This window comes from Nocardia bovistercoris, assembly GCF_015674855.1.
GTDB lineage: Bacteria > Actinomycetota > Actinomycetes > Mycobacteriales > Mycobacteriaceae > Nocardia > Nocardia bovistercoris.
This window is the reverse complement of sequence record NZ_JADMLG010000008.1, coordinates 380,655-398,796: the sequence shown is the minus strand read 5'-3', so window position 1 is coordinate 398,796 and position 18,142 is coordinate 380,655. Positions and strand designations below refer to the sequence as shown.

The window sequence follows — 18,142 nt, the reverse complement described above, 5'->3', positions numbered from 1 at the left end:
CCGGGTCGGTGCCGACAGCCTCGAGCAACGGACCCGCCACACCATCGGTCTGGTCCAGTAACGCGACCAGCAGATGCGCCGGACGCACCTCGGGATTACCCGCGACGGAAGCCGCCTGCACGGCGGAGGTCAGGGCCGCTTGGGTTTTCGTGGTGAACGCGTTCACGTACGCCTTCCTCTCAGTGGTTCCACGCGGTCCACCCCGGAGCCGGTGCGTGTACGCCCCGCCCGGTGCCGCATTCACTCCGTCCAACGTCCGAAAGGTTGAGTCTGTTCCGCTCAACTTCGGAAATTTTCGGCCGGCCCCGGCCTGCGCCGCGCGGCGGGTCGAACACGGCGACTCGAACGCTACGCCGCACCCCCGCGCAATGCCGGGAATCGGCCCGCCGGTGGTGTAGGGATGCATATGTGCGCCGTGACCGACACGGCGGCGCACGGTCCGAGCGGTAGCGAGAGGTAGTCAGCCGAACGAGGAGCGACGATGCGCGCGATCGTGGTACGACAGTTCGCAGGCCCCATCGAGACAGCCGAGATGCCGACACCCGAACCCGCGCCGAACGCGGTGCAGGTGCGAATGGAGGCGGCCGGGGTCAACCCCTTCGACCTGCGCATCGCGGACGGCTTCCTGGAAGGCGCCGTCCCGCACGACTTTCCGCTGATCCTCGGGGTCGACGGCGCGGGCACCGTGTCGGCGACCGGCGCCGAGGTGACGCACTTCGACATCGGCGATCGCGTGGTCGGCAGGTTCCTGGCGCCGCCGGTCGGCCACGGCAGCTTCGCCGAATACGCGGTACTGCCCGAGAACGCCGCGATCGTGCGCATCCCGGCGCCGGTCCCCACGGTGGCGGCGGCCGCGCTGCCGACCGCGGGCATGACCGCGCAGGACCTGGTCGACGCCGCGAAAATCCAACCGGGCCACAAGGTCCTGATCGTCGGCGCCACCGGCGGCGTCGGCTCCTTCCTCGTACAACTCGCCAACATCGCGGGCGGCCACGTCATCGCGACCGCGCGCGCCGCCGACGCGGACCGAATGGCGCGACTCGGCGCCGCAGAAACCGTCGACCACGGCCTCGCCCCGGTCGCCGACGCGGTGCGCCGCAGCCACCCCGATGGCATCGACGTACTGTTCGACCTGGTCAGCACCCCCGAAGCACTGGCCGACCTGAGCGGACTCGTGCGCACCGGCGGCGCGGTGTACTCCACGATCGGCGCCGCCGACGAGCAGGCGCTGCGACAGCGCGACCTCACCGGCGGCAATATCGAATCACGCGGCGGCGCCGCCGAACTCGCCCGCCTGCTGCACCGAGTCGCCGACGGCGACGTGGTGATCCCGGTGCAAGCCACCGTTCCGCTGTCCCAAGCCTCATCGGTGATCGGCGCGGGCGGTGCGCGCGGCAAAACGGTCCTGGTGATCTGAACGGCCGTGCGCATCCGATCCTGTTCGCCCGACCCGAGGAGGACGACCATGCGCGCGCGACCCGCGAGTTCCCGCGTCGATTTCGGCCTATTCCTGATCCCCGAGGCCGACAACTACCACGAACTCACCGAGCTGGTCACCTACGCCGACACCGCGGGCCTCGACCTCGTCGGCATCCAGGACCACCCCTACCAGCGCCGGTTTTTCGACACCTGGACGCTGCTCACCGCGCTCGCGGTGCGGACCTCGCGGCTGCGCTGGTTCCCCGATGTCGCCAATCTGCCGCTGCGCAATCCCGCCGTGCTGGCCAAGGCGGTGGCCTCGCTCGACATCATCACCGGGGGACGGGTGCACCTCGGGTTGGGCGCGGGCGCGTTCCACGACGCCATCGTTGCCATGGGCGGGCCGCGGCACGAGGGTCGCGACGCGGTGCTCGCCCTCGGCGAGGCCATGGCGGTGATCCGGGCGATGTGGAGCGACGAGCGGTCGGTGCGGGTGCTCGGTCGTTTCCACACCCTCGACGGGGCGCATCCGGGTCCGGCGCCGAGCCGCGATCCCGGCATCTGGCTCGGCGCGAAGGGGCCGCGCATGCTCGCGCTGACCGGCTATGCCGCCGACGGCTGGCTGCCTTCCTCCGGCTGGGCGCCGCCCGAATTCCTCACCGAGGCGAACAAGCGGATCGACGAGGCCGCCGCCACCGCCGGACGCGACCCGAGCGCGGTGCGCCGCATCTACAACGTCTCGGGCGCCATCACCGACGAGGGCGTCGACCGCGGTTTCCTGGAGGGCCCCGCGTCCCGCTGGGTGGACGAGTTGACGGCGCTGCATCACGACCAGCGGGTGGACGGATTCGTGTTCTGGCCGATGGAGGGCGAACCCTTCGATCAGATTCGGCGCTACTCTGAACAGGTGGTACCGGCCGTCCGCGCCGCCGTCACAGCCTGACCCGGCGTGCGGCACTCGTCCGCCCCGCCGCATAATCGCCTCGGGCGAAATACGGCGGACCGGCGACGAGGCGGTGGACGAGGTCTGCCCGCGGAAATACCGCCGGGCCGACTCCACCGGCCCATACCCACACCAATACGGGAATTTCAGGGATACTTGTCGACGGACCGCCGGTTACGGATACGTCCCTGAGTTAGACGAGGGAAAGGAAGCTCCACGTCGTGGATGCGCGTTCGGCTGCGCTGGTCCGCGCCAACTTCCGTTCGGTGACCGATGCACCGGGCGGGTCCGAGCGGTTGATCAGCGCGTTCTACGGTCACCTGTTCGCGGACAATCCACGATTGCGCGAACTGTTCCCGCCCGCCATGGATATGCAGGCCAAACGCCTGGCGACCGCGATCCAGTTCGTGCTGGACAATCTGGAGGATTGGGAGCGGGCCCAGAAATTCCTCGAACAATTGGCGCGTGACCATCGCAAATACGGTGTTTCGGCCGCCCATTACGACGCGGCGGGCCGGGCGCTGCTTTCCGCGTTCCGCACGTTCCACGGGCCGAATTGGCATCGCGAACTCGAGGAGGGCTGGCGCGACATCACCATCCTGATCTCGGCGTCCATGGCCATCGGCGCGAACTCCGACAAAAGCAAGCCGTTCTGGGAGGCGACGGTGGTCGGGCATCGCAAGGTGCTCGAGGATCTGGCGATCGTCCGCTTGCAGTCCGACGGCCCCATTCCCTACCAGGCCGGGCAGTACGTGCCGGTCGCGGTGCCGCAGCGGCCGAAGATGTGGCGGTATCTTTCGCCCGCCATTCCGGCCAATCCGTACGGTGAGATCGAATTCCATGTGCGCAAGGTGCGCGGCGGCTGGGTGAGCCCGGCCATCGTGAACGAGACGAAAGTCGGCGACCGCTGGCAGGTCGCGGGTCCGCTAGGCGGTTTGCACGTGGACCGGGAGAGCGGCCGCGACGTGTTGATGATCGGTGCGGGCACCGGTATCGCGCCGCTGCGCGCGCAGTTGATCGAGATGGGTCAGCGCGGCATCAACCCGAGGGTGCATTTCTTCATCGGCGGCCGGTATCCCTGCGACCTGTACGACGTGGAGAACATGTGGCAGCTCTCGCAGAGCAACCCGTGGTTGACGGTGGTTCCGGTCTGCGAGGAGAAGACCAACCCGTGGTGGTATCCGCATCCGCCCGCGGACGCGCCCTACGGTATGCACCGGCGGCTCATCGGTAATCTGGGCGCGGTGGTCGCCAGCTTCGGCGCATGGGCCGACCGGCAGATCCAGATCGCCGGTTCGGCGCGCATGATCGAGGACACGCGCCGCGCGCTCATCGCGGTCGGCACACCGGAGTACATCATCAGTTCCGATCCGGTCTGAGCCACCTCGCCCATGAGCACAGCCAAGTCAGGTGCGGGATTCGCCCGCGGGATACAGGAGTTTCGATGACGGACCCGAGCATGCTCGGCAACGGCACCGAGGGCGCGTTCGGCGGCGCGCCCTTCGACCCGGATGCCGCGCCGGAGTGGTCGGCGACCGTGGTCGCGCACCATCGGCTGCGCCACGATGTCGCGGTCATCCGCCTGATCGGCGAGTTCGTCCCGTTCCGCGCGGGCCAGTCGGTGCTGGTCAGGACACCGCAGCAGCCGAACGTGGCGCGCAGGCTCTCCCCGGCGCTGCCGCCGTCGCTGGACGGCAAACTGGAATTCCACGTGCGCACGGTGCCCGGCGGCTGGCTCAGCCGACAACTCGTCGCCGATACCGCCGAGGGCGACGAATGGCGGATCTCGGCGCCCGCGGGCACCTTCCACGTCGACCCCGAGGGCGACGAGGTGGTGATGATCGCGGGCGGCACCGGACTCGCGCCGATGCGTTCGCTGATCCTGGAGTTGGCGCGCGCGCCGCGACCGCCGCGCACCTACCTGTTCGTCGGCGGCCGTTCGCCGCGCGACCTGTACGCCTCGGACATGCTGGTGCTGCTCGCCGACGAATTGCCTTGGCTCACCGTCGTTCCCGTGGTCGAGCGGCTCGACGACCCGAATCGGGCCGACGAGTGGCACCAACGTTCGCGCGTCGACATCGATTTCCCCGCCGACGACCTGCTCGAAGGCACGCTGGCCGATGTGATCGGCTCGCACGGCGCGTTCACCGAACATCAGGTCCTGGTCTGCGGTTCGCCCGGCATGACGCGCGCGACGGTTGACCGGTTGCTGGAGACCGGGACGCCCGCAGCCCGCATCCAGGTCGAGGGTCTGTGATCGTCGTCCAGGCGAAGGCCGGGATCCATTCCTGTACTCGCGGATAGTCGTCACCCGCCTGGATCCCGACCTTCGTCCGAACGGCGAGCACGCCGTATTCGGCCGCGCCGCCGTCAGAACAGCGGGTCGTGGCGGATGTTCCTGGTCTGCGTGCCCGCCGCCATGAGCCGGAACTTCGTGGTCTGCACCATCGACGGCGATCCGACGATCTGCACGTCGCGGTCGGCCCACGGGCCGAATCCGGCGACGACCTTGCCGATCTGGCCGGTGAGCCGCGGTTGCAGGCCGGGCAGTTCCGCTTGCGGTTCCCCGGAATCCTCGTACCACCAAGGGTACTCATCGTTCTCGGTGACCGGTGTGACGGTGAGCCACGGATTGGCGACGGCCAGGCGGCTCAGGGTGTCGAGGTCGTACAGGTCGCACGGGTGGTGGCCGCCGACGAACAGTTGCACCTTGGGATTGGTCCGCCGCTGCGCCATCGACATGAGTTGGGCTCGCAGCGGCGCGATTCCGGTTCCGCAGCAGACCATGAGCATCTTGCGCTTGACGTTGCGCGGCACGCCGAGGCCGCCGAGTGGCGAGCCGAGCAGCCATTGCTCGCCGATCCTGGTCTGCCCGACAATGGCCGGGCTCACCCAGCCGCCGAGCACGCTGCGAATGTGGAATTCGATCTCGCCGTTGGTATTCGCGGGTACGGCGGGCGAAAGATAGCGCCACATGCGCGGTCTCGACGGCACCTGCACACTGAGGTATTGCCCCGCCGCGTAACTCATGGGCTGATCCAGTTGCAGCCGCACCACGGTGAGGTTGCGCAACACCTGTCGCTGCTCGACCACAGTGCCCGACCACACCGCGGGTGTCGATTCCTTCTGGGCCGCGCCGATCATGGTCTCGGCGATGACGGAAAGGCCCTCGTCCCATGCCTGATCGATTTCGTCGGTCCACATCTCGGTGTCGCCGAAGCGCCGCATCGCCGACTTCAGCGAGGTCGCCACCGCGACGTAATGTTCAGGCTGCACACCGTATTTGCGGTGGTCACGCCCCAGTTGCTCGAGAAACGGGAGGAGTTTGTCCGGCTCTTCGAGCCGGTCGAGGGTGTAGGAGATGGCCCTTACCAGTCGGTCACGCTGCGAGTCCATCGCGGCGGGAAAGAAATCCCGCGCGTACGGGTGGTCGGAGAACAAAGTCGCGTAAAACGAACTGGCCAGTTTCTCCGGACCCCCCTCCTCCGCAGCAACCGCCTTGAACGTGGTTCTGATCAAAGCGACAGTCCGCGAATCCATTTGTGTCACAACCCCATTTCGCGTTCGGAACACATAACGTGCCAGCGAGTGAGGTGCCGCGGGACACTCGTCAGCAGCCGATGCCAAGGAGTGTAGGCGAGGTTTGCCGGCCGCGGAACGTCCCGACGAAACATCAGGCGTGTAATTCCGACGAAACGAGGACACGCGAGGCGAAACGCCGAGGAAACCAACCGAAAGGTGGCCGAGCAGGGCCGAATTCGGTCGAATGCCCACCGGATCAGCATGCTCCGGAATGCAAAGCTCACCATACCGGGGGTTTTGAGCGATCTTTCGGCAACATCCAGTGGCTATCGGCGAGCACCCGGGCGGCGAAATCCCCGGAATACCCGACACGAACTTCCCTCGGAATACGACCGGTACCGCGCAGCCGCGCCGGTGAATTCGATCTTACGACCGAAAATGACAACCGGTTTACTCGTGGCAAACCCGATTCCGATCGGAACCGAATACGACGAGCCGAACCGGACCGGCGATTTCCAACGACAGCGACTTCGAACGACGGTGATCTCGAACGACGGCGGGCCCCGATGCGACCCACCGAAGTGGACCGGACCGGGGCCCGCCGTTGCGGACACTCAGCGCTGATGCCGTGGCTTCCACACCACCAACGCGGTACTGCGTTGCTGCGGTGCGAAATCCGGACGATAGCCCGCCCGCAGCCGTTCCAGCTCCGCCGACAGCTCGGCCACCGTCTCCCGCAACTCCTCGACCTGATTGGTCAGCTCGATGATGCGTTTGATACCCGCCAGATTCACGCCCTCGTCCTGCGAGAGACGCTGCACCTCGCGCAGCAGCTCGACATCCCTGGCCGAGTAGCGCCGCCCACCGCCCGAAGTGCGCTGCGGTGTCACCAGTCCGAGGCGGTCGTAGGTGCGCAAGGTCTGCGCGTGCATGCCCGCCAACTGGGCCGCCACCGAAATCATGAAGAATTCGGCACGCGAGGCCCCGCCGGGGCCCTTCTTCGGATCAGAGGACATCACGCACCTGCCCAGCCTGCGCGGGGATCGAATCCCCCCGCCTTCTCCGCCTCCGCGTAGCGCTCCAGCGCACGGGTGGCTTCATCGTCCAGCTTCTGCGGCACCGCGACCTTGACCGTGACCAACAGGTCACCGGCCCCGCCGCCGCGCTTGGGCACACCGCGCCCGCGCACCCGCAGGATGCGGCCGTCGGCGGTGCCCGGCGGCACCTTCACCCCGACCCTGCCCTCCAGCGTCGGCACGGAAACCGTGGTACCCAGTACCAATTCACTGTAACCGACCGGAAGTACCAAGGTCAGGTCGTCGCCGTTGCGGCCGAAGACCTTGTCCTGGCTGACGTGCACGGTGACATACAGGTCGCCCGAGGGCGCACCCCGCAGTCCCGCCTCGCCCTGTCCGGCCAGCCGGATGCGCTGACCGTCGCTGACGCCGGGCGGAATCCGCACCGTGATGGTGCGGGTCCGGTTCTGGATGCCGGTGCCACGGCAGTCGGCGCACGGATCGTCGATGATCGACCCGGTGCCACGGCAGTCGTCGCACGGCTCGCTGAATCCGAACGCGCCCTGATTGCGGCTGACCACGCCCGCACCGTTGCAGTGCGGACACACGCGGGGACTCGTCCCCGGCTTCGCGCCGCTGCCGTGACACGTGGTGCACGGCGACGGGCTGGTCATGCGCAGCGGAACCGTGACGCCCTGGGCGGCCTCGCGGAACCCCAGCGTTGTCTCGGTCTCCACGTCGGCGCCGCGGCGCGGACGGCTCGCGGTGCGGCCGCCGCCCCGATTGAACAGCCCGCCGAGCAGGTCACCGAGGCCACCGTCACCGGCATTGGCGTTGCCGAAGATGTCCCCGATATTGAAATCCTGCGAGAAGCCGCCCTGCGCACCGGGATTGAAGCCGCCGCGGCCGTAGCCGCCCGCGGCGAACAGTTTCCTGGTGTCGTCGTACTCCTTGCGCTTGGCCGGGTCCGACAGCACGGCGTGCGCCTCGCTGACGGTCTTGAACCGCTCCTCGGCCGAGCTGTCGCCCGGATTGGCGTCCGGATGCAGGTCGCGGGCCAGTTTGCGGTAGGCCTTCTTGATCTCGTCCTGCGTGGCGCCGGAGGAGACACCCAGCTCCTTGTAGAAGTCCTTTTCGATCCACTCCCGTTGACTCACCGGGTCTCTCCTCCTCTCGCGGTGTTGGTCGTGACCCCCACCGTGCCCGACATGATTACCGTGGGCGTACCCACGGACATCACAAGCGTGCCCATCGACATCGCTATGGGCGCAGCGCACTCACTGTTCGTTCGCACCGGAATCGGCATCCGATGCCGCCGTCGGCTGGTCTCCGCCGGTGGATTCTCCGTCATTATTCGTCTCGGCGGCGCCCGCTTCCGTGGATTCGGCCTGCTCGGCCGAATCGGTCACGGCATCGGTGACCCCGACCAGAGCGTGCCGCAGCACCCGCTCGCCGAGCCGGTAGCCCTTGCGCATGACCAGGCCGATCACCGGATCGTGGCCGGACCCCTCGTGCTGGACCGCTTCGTGCAGCGTCGGGTCGAAAGGTTCGCCCGCGACGCCGAACTCCTCGACACCCTGCTTGCGCAGCGCGTCGGTGAGTTTGTCCGCGACCGACTTCAGCGGTCCCGAGTCCAGGTCGCCGTGGGCGCGCGCCCGATCCAGATCGTCGAGGACACCGAGCAGTTCGGTGACCACGGCGGCCTTGGCCGCGTCGACCGCGGTCTTGCGATCACGGTCGACGCGCCGCCGGTAGTTGGCGTACTCGGCGGTCAGCCGCTGGAGATCGGCGGTGCGCTCGGCGAGTTCGCTGCCGCCCGAGGTGGACGCGGGTCCGCTGCCCGCCGGGGCGACCTCGGGTTCGGCCGTGGCCGCGGCGGCGCCGTTCTCCGCCGCGGGGTCCCTGATCTCGCCCGTCTCCGGATCGATCTTCCTGTTGTCGACGAAGGTGATCGGCTCCTGCTCGGAGTTGCCCGACTTGTTCTGCGTCACTTCTTCTCCGTGTCGACCGGCTCGTCGACGACCTCGGCATCGACGACCTGGTCGTCGCCCGCGGCCGCGGATGCGGTGCCGTTGCCGGAGGCGGCCTGCTCGGCGGCCGACGCCTCGTAGATCGCCTGGCCCAGGGCCTGCGACTCGGTGGCCAACTTCTCCACCGCGGACTTCACGGCCGCGATGTCGGTGCCCTTGAGCGACTCCTTCGCCTCCGCGACGGCCGCCTCGACCTTGGACTTCACGTCCGCGGGCACCTTGTCGTCGTTGTCGGCGATGAACTTCTCGGTCTGGTGCACCAGCGACTCGGCCTGGTTGCGGGTCTCGGCCTCCTCGCGGCGGGCCTTGTCCTCGGCGGCGTGCGCCTCGGCGTCCTTGACCATCCGATCGATCTCCTCCTTGGACAGGCCGGAGCCGTCCTGGATCTTGATCGTGTTCTCCTTGCCGGTGCCCTTGTCCTTGGCCGTCACGTGCACGATGCCGTTGGCGTCGATGTCGAAGGTGACCTCGATCTGCGGCACGCCGCGCGGGGCCGGGGGGATGCCGGTCAGCTCGAAGGAGCCGAGCAGCTTGTTGTGCGAGGCGATCTCGCGCTCACCCTGGAACACCTGGATCTGCACCGACGGCTGATTGTCGTCGGCGGTGGTGAAGGTCTCCGAGCGCTTGGTGGGGATGGTGGTGTTGCGCTCGATGAGCTTGGTCATCACGCCGCCCTTGGTCTCGATGCCCAGCGAAAGCGGGGTGACATCGAGCAGCAGGACGTCCTTGACCTCGCCCTTGAGCACACCGGCCTGCAGCGCGGCGCCGACGGCGACGACCTCGTCCGGGTTCACGCCCTTGTTGGGCTCCTTGCCGCCGGTGAGCTCGCGGACCAGGTCCGAGACGGCGGGCATGCGGGTGGAGCCGCCGACGAGGACCACGTGGTCGATGTCGGAGACGTTGATGCCCGCGTCCTTGATGACGGACTGGAACGGCGCGCGGGTGCGGTCCAGCAGATCGGAGGTGATCTTCTGGAACTCGGCGCGGGTCAGCTGCTCGTCGAGGAACAGCGGGTTCTTGTCGGCGTCGACGGTGATGTAGGGCAGGTTGATCGAGGTGCTCTGCGAGGAGCTCAGCTCGATCTTGGCCTTCTCCGCGGCCTCGCGCAGGCGCTGCATGGCCATCTTGTCCTTGGTCAGGTCGATGCCCGAGCTGCCCTTGAACTTGTCGACCAGCCAGGAGACGACGCGCTCGTCCCAGTCGTCACCGCCGAGGTGGTTGTCACCCGAGGTGGCGCGGACCTCGACGACGCCCTCGCCGATCTCGAGCAGCGAGACGTCGAAGGTGCCGCCGCCGAGGTCGAAGACCAGGATGGTCTGTTCCTTGTCGCCCTTGTCCAGGCCGTAGGCCAGCGCGGCCGCGGTGGGCTCGTTGACGATGCGCAGCACGTTCAGGCCCGCGATCTGGCCCGCTTCCTTGGTGGCTTGGCGCTGGGCGTCCTCGAAGTAGGCGGGGACGGTGATGACCGCGTCGGTGATCTCCTCACCGAGGTAGGACTCCGCGTCGCGCTTGAGCTTCATGAGCGTGCGCGCGCTGATCTCCTGCGGGGTGTACTTCTTCCCGTCGATCTCGACGTTCCAGTCCGTGCCGATGTGGCGCTTGACCGAGCGAATGGTGCGGTCGACGTTGGTGACCGCCTGATTCTTGGCGGGCTGGCCGACGAGAACCTCACCGTTCTTGGCGAACGCGACGATCGACGGGGTGGTGCGCGAGCCTTCGGAGTTCGCGACCACGACGGGCTCGCCGCCTTCCAGAACGGCGACGACCGAGTTCGTGGTCCCGAGGTCGATTCCGACCGCACGAGCCATGGTGATTCCTCCTAGTTGACGAAAACTTCTTCGGTAGGTGCCGGGCGGGTGGCCGCCCGCAGGTCAGACCCCGCTCCCAGCACCTCACGGAGCACGGTCCCAGCAACGCTGAGCGTGGTCGGCTCAATCCTGCACCCGAATCGTTCCCGGGTCAACTGAAACTTGAGCCGCATCCACTCAACCTTGTCGATGAGCTCAACGGGCGACCCGCGAGATTAATTCCCGAAAGCCCGACTACGGCGGAATTCAGCAGCTCGGATCGAGGCGATCCGAGGCGAAACCGGGATGCACGCCGGGGCGCAACCCGTTGGCGAATGCCACACGCTGCAACAGTCCGCGAAGTTCCGCGCGCTCGGAGGCGTCGAGGACGGTGAGGAAATCCTCCTCGAAGTCCTCCATGACGGCCTGCGCGCGGGCCAGCACGGCGTGCGCGGCGGGCAGTAGGTACACCGCGTGCGCCCTGCGGTCGCTCGGGTGCCGACGCCGCTCGACCAACCCGCGCTTCTCCAGGTCATCGACCAGTCCGACCATCACATTGCGGTGGATGCCGAGCGTCTCCGCCATCCGCTGCTGGGACTGGCCGTCGTTCTCGCGCAGCAGTCGCAGCATGCCGAAATGACGCGGCCGGATCCCGACCGGTGCGAGCCGTTCGGTGAATCCGCCCTGCGTGAGGTATCCGAGTTGGCCCAGCAGGAAGGTCGAACTGTCGGGCAGCGACAGGTTCGGCGCGACATCTTCGGACACCCGGCCCATGATAGACCCCATCTGAGCACCTTGTTTGATTGCCATCTTGCTTGATAATCACTATAGGTGCATAGTTTGGGGCATCACCTTCCACCGAACCGAAAAGAGATCGCCGTGGAACCCGACCACGAGAACACCGGCGACCCGCGCCGCTGGATCGCCTTCGCCGTCGTCCTGGCCGCGGGCTTCATGGACCTGCTCGACGTCACCATCGTCAATGTCGCCGCCCCGAGCATCCAGAACGACCTGCGCGCCGAATACTCCCAACTCGAATGGATCATCGCCGCCTACGTACTCGCCTTCGCCGCGGTCCTCGTCACCGGCGGGCGGCTCGGCGACATCTACGGACGCAAACGCGTATTCCTTGTCGGCATAGCCGGATTCACCGTCGCCTCCGCCGCCTGTGGACTCAGCGGCGACGCGAGCATGCTCATCGGCGCGCGCTTCGCCCAAGGCGCGATGGCCGCGCTGATGGTCCCGCAGACCCTCGCCATCATCCGCACCACCTTCCCGAAATCCGAACGCGCCAAAGCCGTCGCGATCTACAGCGGCGTCGGCGGCTCGGCCGCGGCGGTCGGGCTCTCCCTCGGCGGACTGCTCGTGGAATGGAACCTCTTCGACCTGTCGTGGCGGCCCATCTTCCTGGTCAACATCCCCATCGGCATCATCGGATTCGTCGCCGCCGCGATCGTCATGAAAGACTCCCGCTCACCCGCGCCGCCCCGCCTCGACTTCGTCGGCATGGCGCTCGCCATCGGCGCGATCATGCTGCTGGTCTACCCGCTCACCGAAGGCCGCCGACTCGACTGGCCCGCGTGGACCTTCGCCATGATCGCGGCCGCCGCCCTCACCTTCGCCGCCTTCGTCGCCTACGAACGACGCCGGGCGCGCACCGCCGGATCACCGCTGATCGACCTCGACCTGTTCCGCTCCCGACCGTTCGCCGTCGGACTCGGCAGCTGGCTGCTGTTCTGGATCGGACTCGGCGGATTCTTCCTGGTCTGGACCCTGTACATGCAAGCCGGACTCGGCTGGAGCCCGATGCGCGCCGGACTCACCGCCGTCCTGTTCGCCGTCGGCGCGGGCATCGGCGCAGGCACCTCGGTGAGCGTGCTCGCCCCCCGATTCGGCAGGCGGGTACTGATCCTCGGCGGTCTCGTGAACGCGGCCGGATTCGGTTACTACGGCTGGCTGGCGGGCCACTACGGCGCCGACGCCACCTCCCCGCAGATGATCGCCCCGCTCCTGCTCACCGGCATCGGCTTCGGGATGATCGTCGCCCCCACCATCGACCTGCTGCTCGGGCAGGTGCCAGCGAGCGAAGCGGGCGCGGCATCCGGGCTGCTCAACACCGGACAGCAACTCGGCACCGCGCTCGGCGTCGCCCTCGTCGGCGTCGTCTTCTTCACCCAACTCGACCACGATTCGGCGCGCGGAGTCGAAGCGGTCACCCCCGGCATCCGAGCCGAACTGGTCACCGCGGGCGTCCCGGCGCCTGCCCAGGACCAGATCATCGCCCGATTCCGCGCCTGCGTGCAAGACCGCTCGGCCCAACTCGATCCCGCCGCCGTCCCCGAAAGTTGCCGCACCACAAGCGGACCCGACAACCAACTGAACCAACTACTGTCCGACGCGGGCGCCGAGGCCAACGCGGTCAACTTCGCCCACACCTTCCGTCACACCCTCGGCTGGGGCATCGGACTCCTTCTCCTGGTCGCCCTCGGATTCCTGGCACTGCCCCGCGACGCCCGGCTCGAGGAACACGACTTCGACATCGACGAAATCGGACCCGAACCGGTGAGCGTATGAAAACACTGCTGATCCTCGGCGGCAGCCGACGCGTCGTCGACGATGCGCTCGCCCACCTCCGCGAACAGGGCTGCACGGTCGACGGAGTCACCAGCGACCACGACGCGGTCACCGCTCTCGACACCGGACGCTACGACACCGTCCTGATCGGTGGCGGTATCGAAGAACCCGCGCGGACGAAAGTGAAGGACAGCGCGCAGCGGAACGAAGTCGGGGTGCTCGAGGCGCGGCGGGCAGGTCGAGACGTGCGCACTTTCCTTCGCGACGTCGTCATACCGGCGCTACGCGAACCGCGGTGATCCGCCCGGCCCCGGTCTCCAGCGCCGACCGGGGCCGGTTGCAGCGGCGAACTTCCATGCTTCGGCGGGCCTTCTCGGCTCATTCGGGTGCAGCGGCATGGATGCGTTCGGCGAGGTCTTCGTCCAGGCCGACGCGCACGAGGGCGGCGGCAAGGGCCGCTCGGCGGTGTGGGGCAAGAGCGCCGAGGCGGGCTGGGTCGTCCGGGAGGCCGACGCGGGCGGCGCCGCGGCGGGCGCGGTCGTCGAAATAAGGGGATGACCAGGGCCAGATGTCTTGAACTTCGCGTAGGAAGATGTCGCTTCCGGTTGGGCCGATGCCTTTGAACTCGCGGAGCAGGCGGGCGGCGCGGGCGGTGTCGTGTTCGGCTTCCTCGCCCAGTTCGCGCAGGTCGCCGTCGTAGCGTTCGAGGACGGCCGTCGCGAGTTCGCCGAGGTTGGTGGCGGTGCTCTCGTCGTAGCGGCGGTAGTGTCCGCGGCCGAGGGCGTCCACCAGTTCCTGCCGTTCGGCGTCCGCGACCCGCCGCGGTGTTCGATAACCGCCGCCGACCAGTTCCTTGGCCGCGCCGACCGCGAGCGACGCCGAGATCGGTTTACTCAACAGTTCCGTCATCATCAGCAGCTGGAACAGCGGGGCGGGCTTGTTCGCCAGCGCGATGCCCGCCTCCTCGGCATAGGTCCGGCCTGCGGTGTCCAGCAACTCTTCGACAACCGCACGCTCGGTCATCACAACCTCCAGGGCTCGGTAACCTCCAGCGTCCGCCTACCCGGATTCGCGTGAACGACGCAGGTCAGCCAAGGACGCCTTCCGCGCTGCGGGCCGCGGTCAGACAGGCCGTCCGGGTGAACTGGTCGGCAAGCGGATGACGGGCGCGATCACGCCACTTGCGGACCGCGGCCACCGCGCGTGCGTGCCGCTCGGCCGAGGACGCGTCGGGAGCGATACCGAGCCGCACGTGGGTGGCGACCCCCGACCCGCCGATCAACCGGTGCAATTCGGCCAGATCCGCCGCGGGCAGAGCCAATTCGTCGGTGCGCAGCCGACCGAGCAGGCGCAGCTCCGCGAAACCGTGCACGTCGGCGAGCAGCGCGCGCACCTCGGGCAGCAGCCGGTCCGCCGCGCCGCCCGGATACGCCGCCAACACCGTGGCCAGCGCGGACAGCGCCGAATGCGCCTTCAACTGGTCGGCGCGCTGCGCGAACTGCACATCGAGGACCGAACGCAGTTCGTCGACACCGCTGCGTTCGGTCAACTCGGCGGCCAGCGCCGAAGAATCCCGCACCCCGAGCCGAATCAAGGTGACCGCCATACGGATTCCGAAAATGCCGAAACGATCCGCGAGCCGCGCGCGCAACTCCGGCGCCACCGGCAACGCGATATCCGGGCGGGCGAAACGGTCCGCCGACAGCAACGCGGCCGCGAGATCGTCCACCGGGACCCGCGCCAACGCCTCGAAAGCGTCGTACTCCTGCTGACGCAGCGTCGCGGCGGCGAAAGCCAACAAACCCGCCACCGGAATCACCGCCTGGCACAACCCGGTTCGCTCCAACTCGCCCGCGAAACGCGCCGCGACCTCACGCGCCGAATGCAGCGCGTCGATCCGCCCGGCGCCGATCTCGTCGGCCCGCGACACCACGCCGATCACCCCGAGCGGACCGCTCCCGTCGGCGCGGGAACCGATCCGCTCCAAGAAGTCGATATCGGTCGCGTCCAAGCGACGTAGTAGATACACCACCGCGTCCGCGCCGGGCAAAGCCACACCGTCGGCCGCGTCCGGAGTCAACAACCGGGACGTGCGCACCGACACCTCGCGCGACAGCGACGACGTGCCGGGAGTGTCGATGATCGTGGTGTGCGCCAACGCCGCGGCGGGCCAACCGACCTCGAGGTGATCCACCTCACGCGGACCGGGCACACCCCAGTTCAGACCGTCCAGATCGAAGGTGAGGCCGCTGCTCGCGCCGCGGCGAACCACCACGTTCGCGGCGCGGCCGTCGGGTGCGAACGCCGTCACGTTCGGGGTGGCACCGTGCCGGTACCAGGTCACCACCCTGGTGCACTCCGTCGCGTCCGTCGGCGCGATGTCCTGCCCGACCAACGAATTCAACAGCGTCGACTTGCCGGCCTTCAACGAACCCGCCAACGCCACCCGCAACGGTTGATCGAGGCGGGCCGTGCAATCGGCGAGCAGTGCCCGCGCTCGCGGCTCGCGCGCGAACTCGGCGCGGGCGAATCCGACCAGACGATGCGCCCGCGCGACGATACCCGGCACGGTCCCGGTCCCAGTTGTCACGCAGTTACCGTACCGGCGCGATTACCGTTCGCACGTCGAGCTACCCGATCGATACCGCCCTCATCCACACCGCCGCCCTGCCCCACGCGGGACGCCGATCAGCGCCACCGCCTCGCGCACGCTGCTCCTTCACCCACGTCGCCGCACCGATTCGTGGTCGACGCCGCAGCCCGGTCCGCACCACAGCCCGATGCACACCGCAGGCTGGTCTACACCGCAGGCTGGTGAACGCCACGACCTACGTTCATGCAGTCTCCTGTTCGGCGCCGCCTTCCTCGTCCGCATAGATTCCTGATCAACGCCGCCGCTCGGCCCCGGCTGCCTCCTCGATCCACTTCACCTTCTGATCAGTGCCGCCTCACGCACTCTCGCCGCCTTCCTGATCAGCGCCGCCGCTCCGGACGCCGCCGCCTCCACCGACCCCATCCGCGGCCGCGCGCATCGCGTCGGCGTAGCGGCGCAGCTCCGCGACCGCGCGCAACTGCCGCTCCAACACCTGGACGCGTTCGTCGCGTCGGGCGTTCTCCAGCGACGCCGCTTCCTGCGCGGCGCGCAGCGAATCGTCGATGGAACGCACGCTGCGCTCGGCCACGCCCGCGTAGTGGTCGCGCAGTGCGCGGTGGATTCGGTGCAAGCGGTCCTTGGACTCCTTCGCCGCCTGGAACGCCACATCATCGACGAACCTGCGCACCGCCGTCTTCGCCTCGTTGCGGCGGCGCGCCAACCGCGCCTGCTTGTCGTCGCGGAAAGCCTTGCCGCCCACGATGACACCAGCGCCGATCGAAATCGGATTCAGCATCGCCAGACCCGCGAACGTGCTCGCGAGCCCGACCATGAGGATGCCGCCGTAGGAGCCGCGCATGCCGACGAGCATCTTGCTGCCGAATCCGATGTCCGGCTCCAGGTCGGCGAGAGTGCCTTTACCACAACGGGATTCGCCGTCCAGATCGGTGCGCACATCGGGTAGTTCGGCCGCGCCGACCGCACTGAAATGCTCGGCGACCCGTTCGGCGAGCGCCACCGCGCGCCGATGCGTCCACAGCAGGTTGTCGGCGATGGCGTTGTCGACCGTGCCGGTGAGCCATTCGGCGATCTGTTCCCAGTTGCGGCCGGGATCGTTCTCGTCGATCCATTCCTCGCCCGTGCGCGCGATGCCGCGCAACCGGTCCCGCAGATCGTGGTCGACATCGCCCGCCAGATCGGTGATCCCGTCCGCGAGCGTCTGCTGCCACGCCGCCGTCCGGCGCTGCAACTGATCCGCGGAACCGCGCGCGGCCCGCAACTCCTCGATCGCGGCCGCACCCTGCTTCGGATCGCGCAACGCGACCAGTTCGCTGCCCAGCGCCAACGCCAGATGCTCTGCGGCGGAATGGATATCGCCCGCCACCGCGCGCGCCGTCGCCGCCTGGTCGCGGGCGACCACCTGCTCGCGCAGGAACTGGTACAGCGTGCCGTACCCCGATTCGAGGCCCAACTGCGCGTCCTGGAGTCGCAGCGCGTGCGTGCGCAACAGCGCCGACACCGGAATGATCGGCACGTCGAGGCCCGCCGCCGCGAGGTGCGCGACATCGGCCTCGTGCACCCGCCGCCAATGCGGGTACAGGTCGATCTTGGTGAGCAGCACCGCCACCGTCGGACACAGTTCGCGCACCTGACGCAGGAACGTCAGCTCCGGTGCGGTGATCTCGGTGGACGCGTCCGTCACCACGAGCACGGCGTCCGCGGACTGCGCCACCCCGAGCACACCTGACGCGCCCGCCGTGCCGTGCCCGCCGACACCAGGAGTGTCGACGAGCACGATGCCGTCGGCGAGCAGCGGATTCGGCAACTGCAGTTCCCACCGCAGAATCCGGCGACCCTGCGTCAAGTCGGAACGGGAAGCGACCGAAGCGATATCGCCGATCGGCACCTCGACCCGCGTCTCCGCCGCGCCGTCCCGAGGTTCGGCGAGCACCAGTTCGGCGCGCGCCGACTCCCCCGACATCAGACGCATCGGCGCGACGGTGGTCGTATCGTCGCCGACCGGGCAGATATCGACATCGAGCAGCGCGTTCACGAAACGACTCTTGCCCTGATCGACCTGACCGGCGACGACGATCCGCCGCCGCGGATCACGAACCCTGGCCGCCGCCGCGTCCAAGCGGGCGACCAGATCGTCGCGGCGAGCCGCACGCGCCGCGACGATCGTCTCCTCGAGCACCGAAACCAGCGGTACGCGAGCGGTGGTGGTTGCGGGTGTCCCCATTGCGGATCCGGCTCCT

The 18,142-nt window shown here is 68.3% G+C and carries 16 protein-coding genes; 6 read left to right on the top strand and 10 right to left on the bottom strand.

Going from position 1 to position 18,142, the window contains the following annotated elements; all coding sequences use genetic code 11:
- Positions 1-166 (bottom strand): Clp protease N-terminal domain-containing protein (locus IT779_RS37915; RefSeq protein ID WP_196151168.1); only part of this gene is annotated, 166 nt, incomplete at its 3' end.
- A 315-nt stretch (positions 167-481) separates the two neighbouring features.
- Between IT779_RS37915 and IT779_RS21605 the strand changes: the two genes are divergently transcribed.
- The 4 genes from IT779_RS21605 (at position 482) to IT779_RS21590 (ending at position 4,619) form a co-directional block, all read left to right on the top strand.
- Entirely contained in the window at positions 482-1,417 is a 936-nt protein-coding gene (locus IT779_RS21605) for an NADP-dependent oxidoreductase (RefSeq protein ID WP_196151167.1), read from the top strand.
- A gap of 48 nt (positions 1,418-1,465) precedes the next feature.
- Positions 1,466-2,362, top strand: a complete 897-nt coding sequence (locus IT779_RS21600) for an LLM class flavin-dependent oxidoreductase (protein WP_196151166.1) — start codon at positions 1,466-1,468, stop codon at positions 2,360-2,362.
- A gap of 221 nt (positions 2,363-2,583) precedes the next feature.
- Positions 2,584-3,741, top strand: coding sequence for an FAD-binding oxidoreductase (locus IT779_RS21595; protein ID WP_196151165.1), 1,158 nt, complete (start codon positions 2,584-2,586; stop codon positions 3,739-3,741).
- Between the two features lie 65 nt (positions 3,742-3,806).
- Positions 3,807-4,619 carry an FAD-binding oxidoreductase gene (locus tag IT779_RS21590; protein ID WP_408637776.1) on the top strand — a complete coding sequence of 271 codons (813 nt, stop codon included), beginning with the start codon at positions 3,807-3,809 and terminating at the stop codon, positions 4,617-4,619.
- A 113-nt stretch (positions 4,620-4,732) separates the two neighbouring features.
- On the opposite strand, the gene IT779_RS21585 is transcribed toward IT779_RS21590, so the two are convergent.
- The 6 genes from IT779_RS21585 to IT779_RS21560 all read right to left on the bottom strand — a co-directional run bounded on the left by IT779_RS21585 (position 4,733) and on the right by IT779_RS21560 (position 11,503).
- Positions 4,733-5,902, bottom strand: coding sequence for an FAD-binding oxidoreductase (locus IT779_RS21585; protein WP_196151164.1), 1,170 nt, complete (start codon positions 5,900-5,902; stop codon positions 4,733-4,735).
- A 596-nt stretch (positions 5,903-6,498) separates the two neighbouring features.
- Entirely contained in the window at positions 6,499-6,900 is a 402-nt protein-coding gene (locus IT779_RS21580; protein WP_196151163.1) for a heat shock protein transcriptional repressor HspR, read from the bottom strand.
- Entirely contained in the window at positions 6,900-8,057 is a 1,158-nt protein-coding gene (dnaJ, locus tag IT779_RS21575) for a molecular chaperone DnaJ (RefSeq protein ID WP_196151162.1), read from the bottom strand. The genes IT779_RS21580 and dnaJ overlap by 1 nt, the downstream gene beginning before the upstream one ends.
- Before the next feature lie 120 nt (positions 8,058-8,177).
- Positions 8,178-8,891, bottom strand: coding sequence for a nucleotide exchange factor GrpE (gene grpE, locus IT779_RS21570; RefSeq protein ID WP_196151161.1), 714 nt, complete (start codon positions 8,889-8,891; stop codon positions 8,178-8,180).
- Positions 8,888-10,738 (bottom strand): molecular chaperone DnaK, encoded by a 1,851-nt coding sequence (gene dnaK, locus IT779_RS21565; protein WP_196151160.1) that lies wholly within the window; start codon positions 10,736-10,738, stop codon positions 8,888-8,890. Before dnaK ends, grpE begins: the two co-directional genes overlap by 4 nt.
- Before the next feature lie 246 nt (positions 10,739-10,984).
- Complete coding sequence (locus IT779_RS21560) at positions 10,985-11,503, bottom strand: MarR family winged helix-turn-helix transcriptional regulator (protein WP_232541935.1); 519 nt, start codon at positions 11,501-11,503, stop codon at positions 10,985-10,987.
- A gap of 93 nt (positions 11,504-11,596) precedes the next feature.
- Here IT779_RS21560 and IT779_RS21555 point away from each other — a divergent pair, with 93 nt between their 5' ends.
- Positions 11,597-13,291 (top strand): MFS transporter, encoded by a 1,695-nt coding sequence (locus IT779_RS21555; RefSeq protein WP_332838897.1) that lies wholly within the window; start codon positions 11,597-11,599, stop codon positions 13,289-13,291.
- Complete coding sequence (locus IT779_RS21550; protein ID WP_196151159.1) at positions 13,288-13,590, top strand: glycosyltransferase family protein; 303 nt, start codon at positions 13,288-13,290, stop codon at positions 13,588-13,590. Before IT779_RS21555 ends, IT779_RS21550 begins: the two co-directional genes overlap by 4 nt.
- Positions 13,591-13,669: 79 nt before the next feature.
- On the opposite strand, the gene IT779_RS21545 is transcribed toward IT779_RS21550, so the two are convergent.
- From IT779_RS21545 to IT779_RS21535, 3 genes are all read right to left on the bottom strand, one after another.
- Complete coding sequence (locus IT779_RS21545; protein ID WP_196151158.1) at positions 13,670-14,314, bottom strand: HhH-GDP family DNA glycosylase; 645 nt, start codon at positions 14,312-14,314, stop codon at positions 13,670-13,672.
- Between the two features lie 64 nt (positions 14,315-14,378).
- A complete protein-coding gene (locus tag IT779_RS21540) occupies positions 14,379-15,881 on the bottom strand; it encodes a dynamin family protein (RefSeq protein ID WP_332838896.1) in 1,503 nt (500 codons plus the stop codon).
- Between the two features lie 358 nt (positions 15,882-16,239).
- Positions 16,240-18,126, bottom strand: a complete 1,887-nt coding sequence (locus tag IT779_RS21535; RefSeq protein ID WP_196151157.1) for a dynamin family protein — start codon at positions 18,124-18,126, stop codon at positions 16,240-16,242.
- Positions 18,127-18,142: the final 16 nt, after the last annotated feature.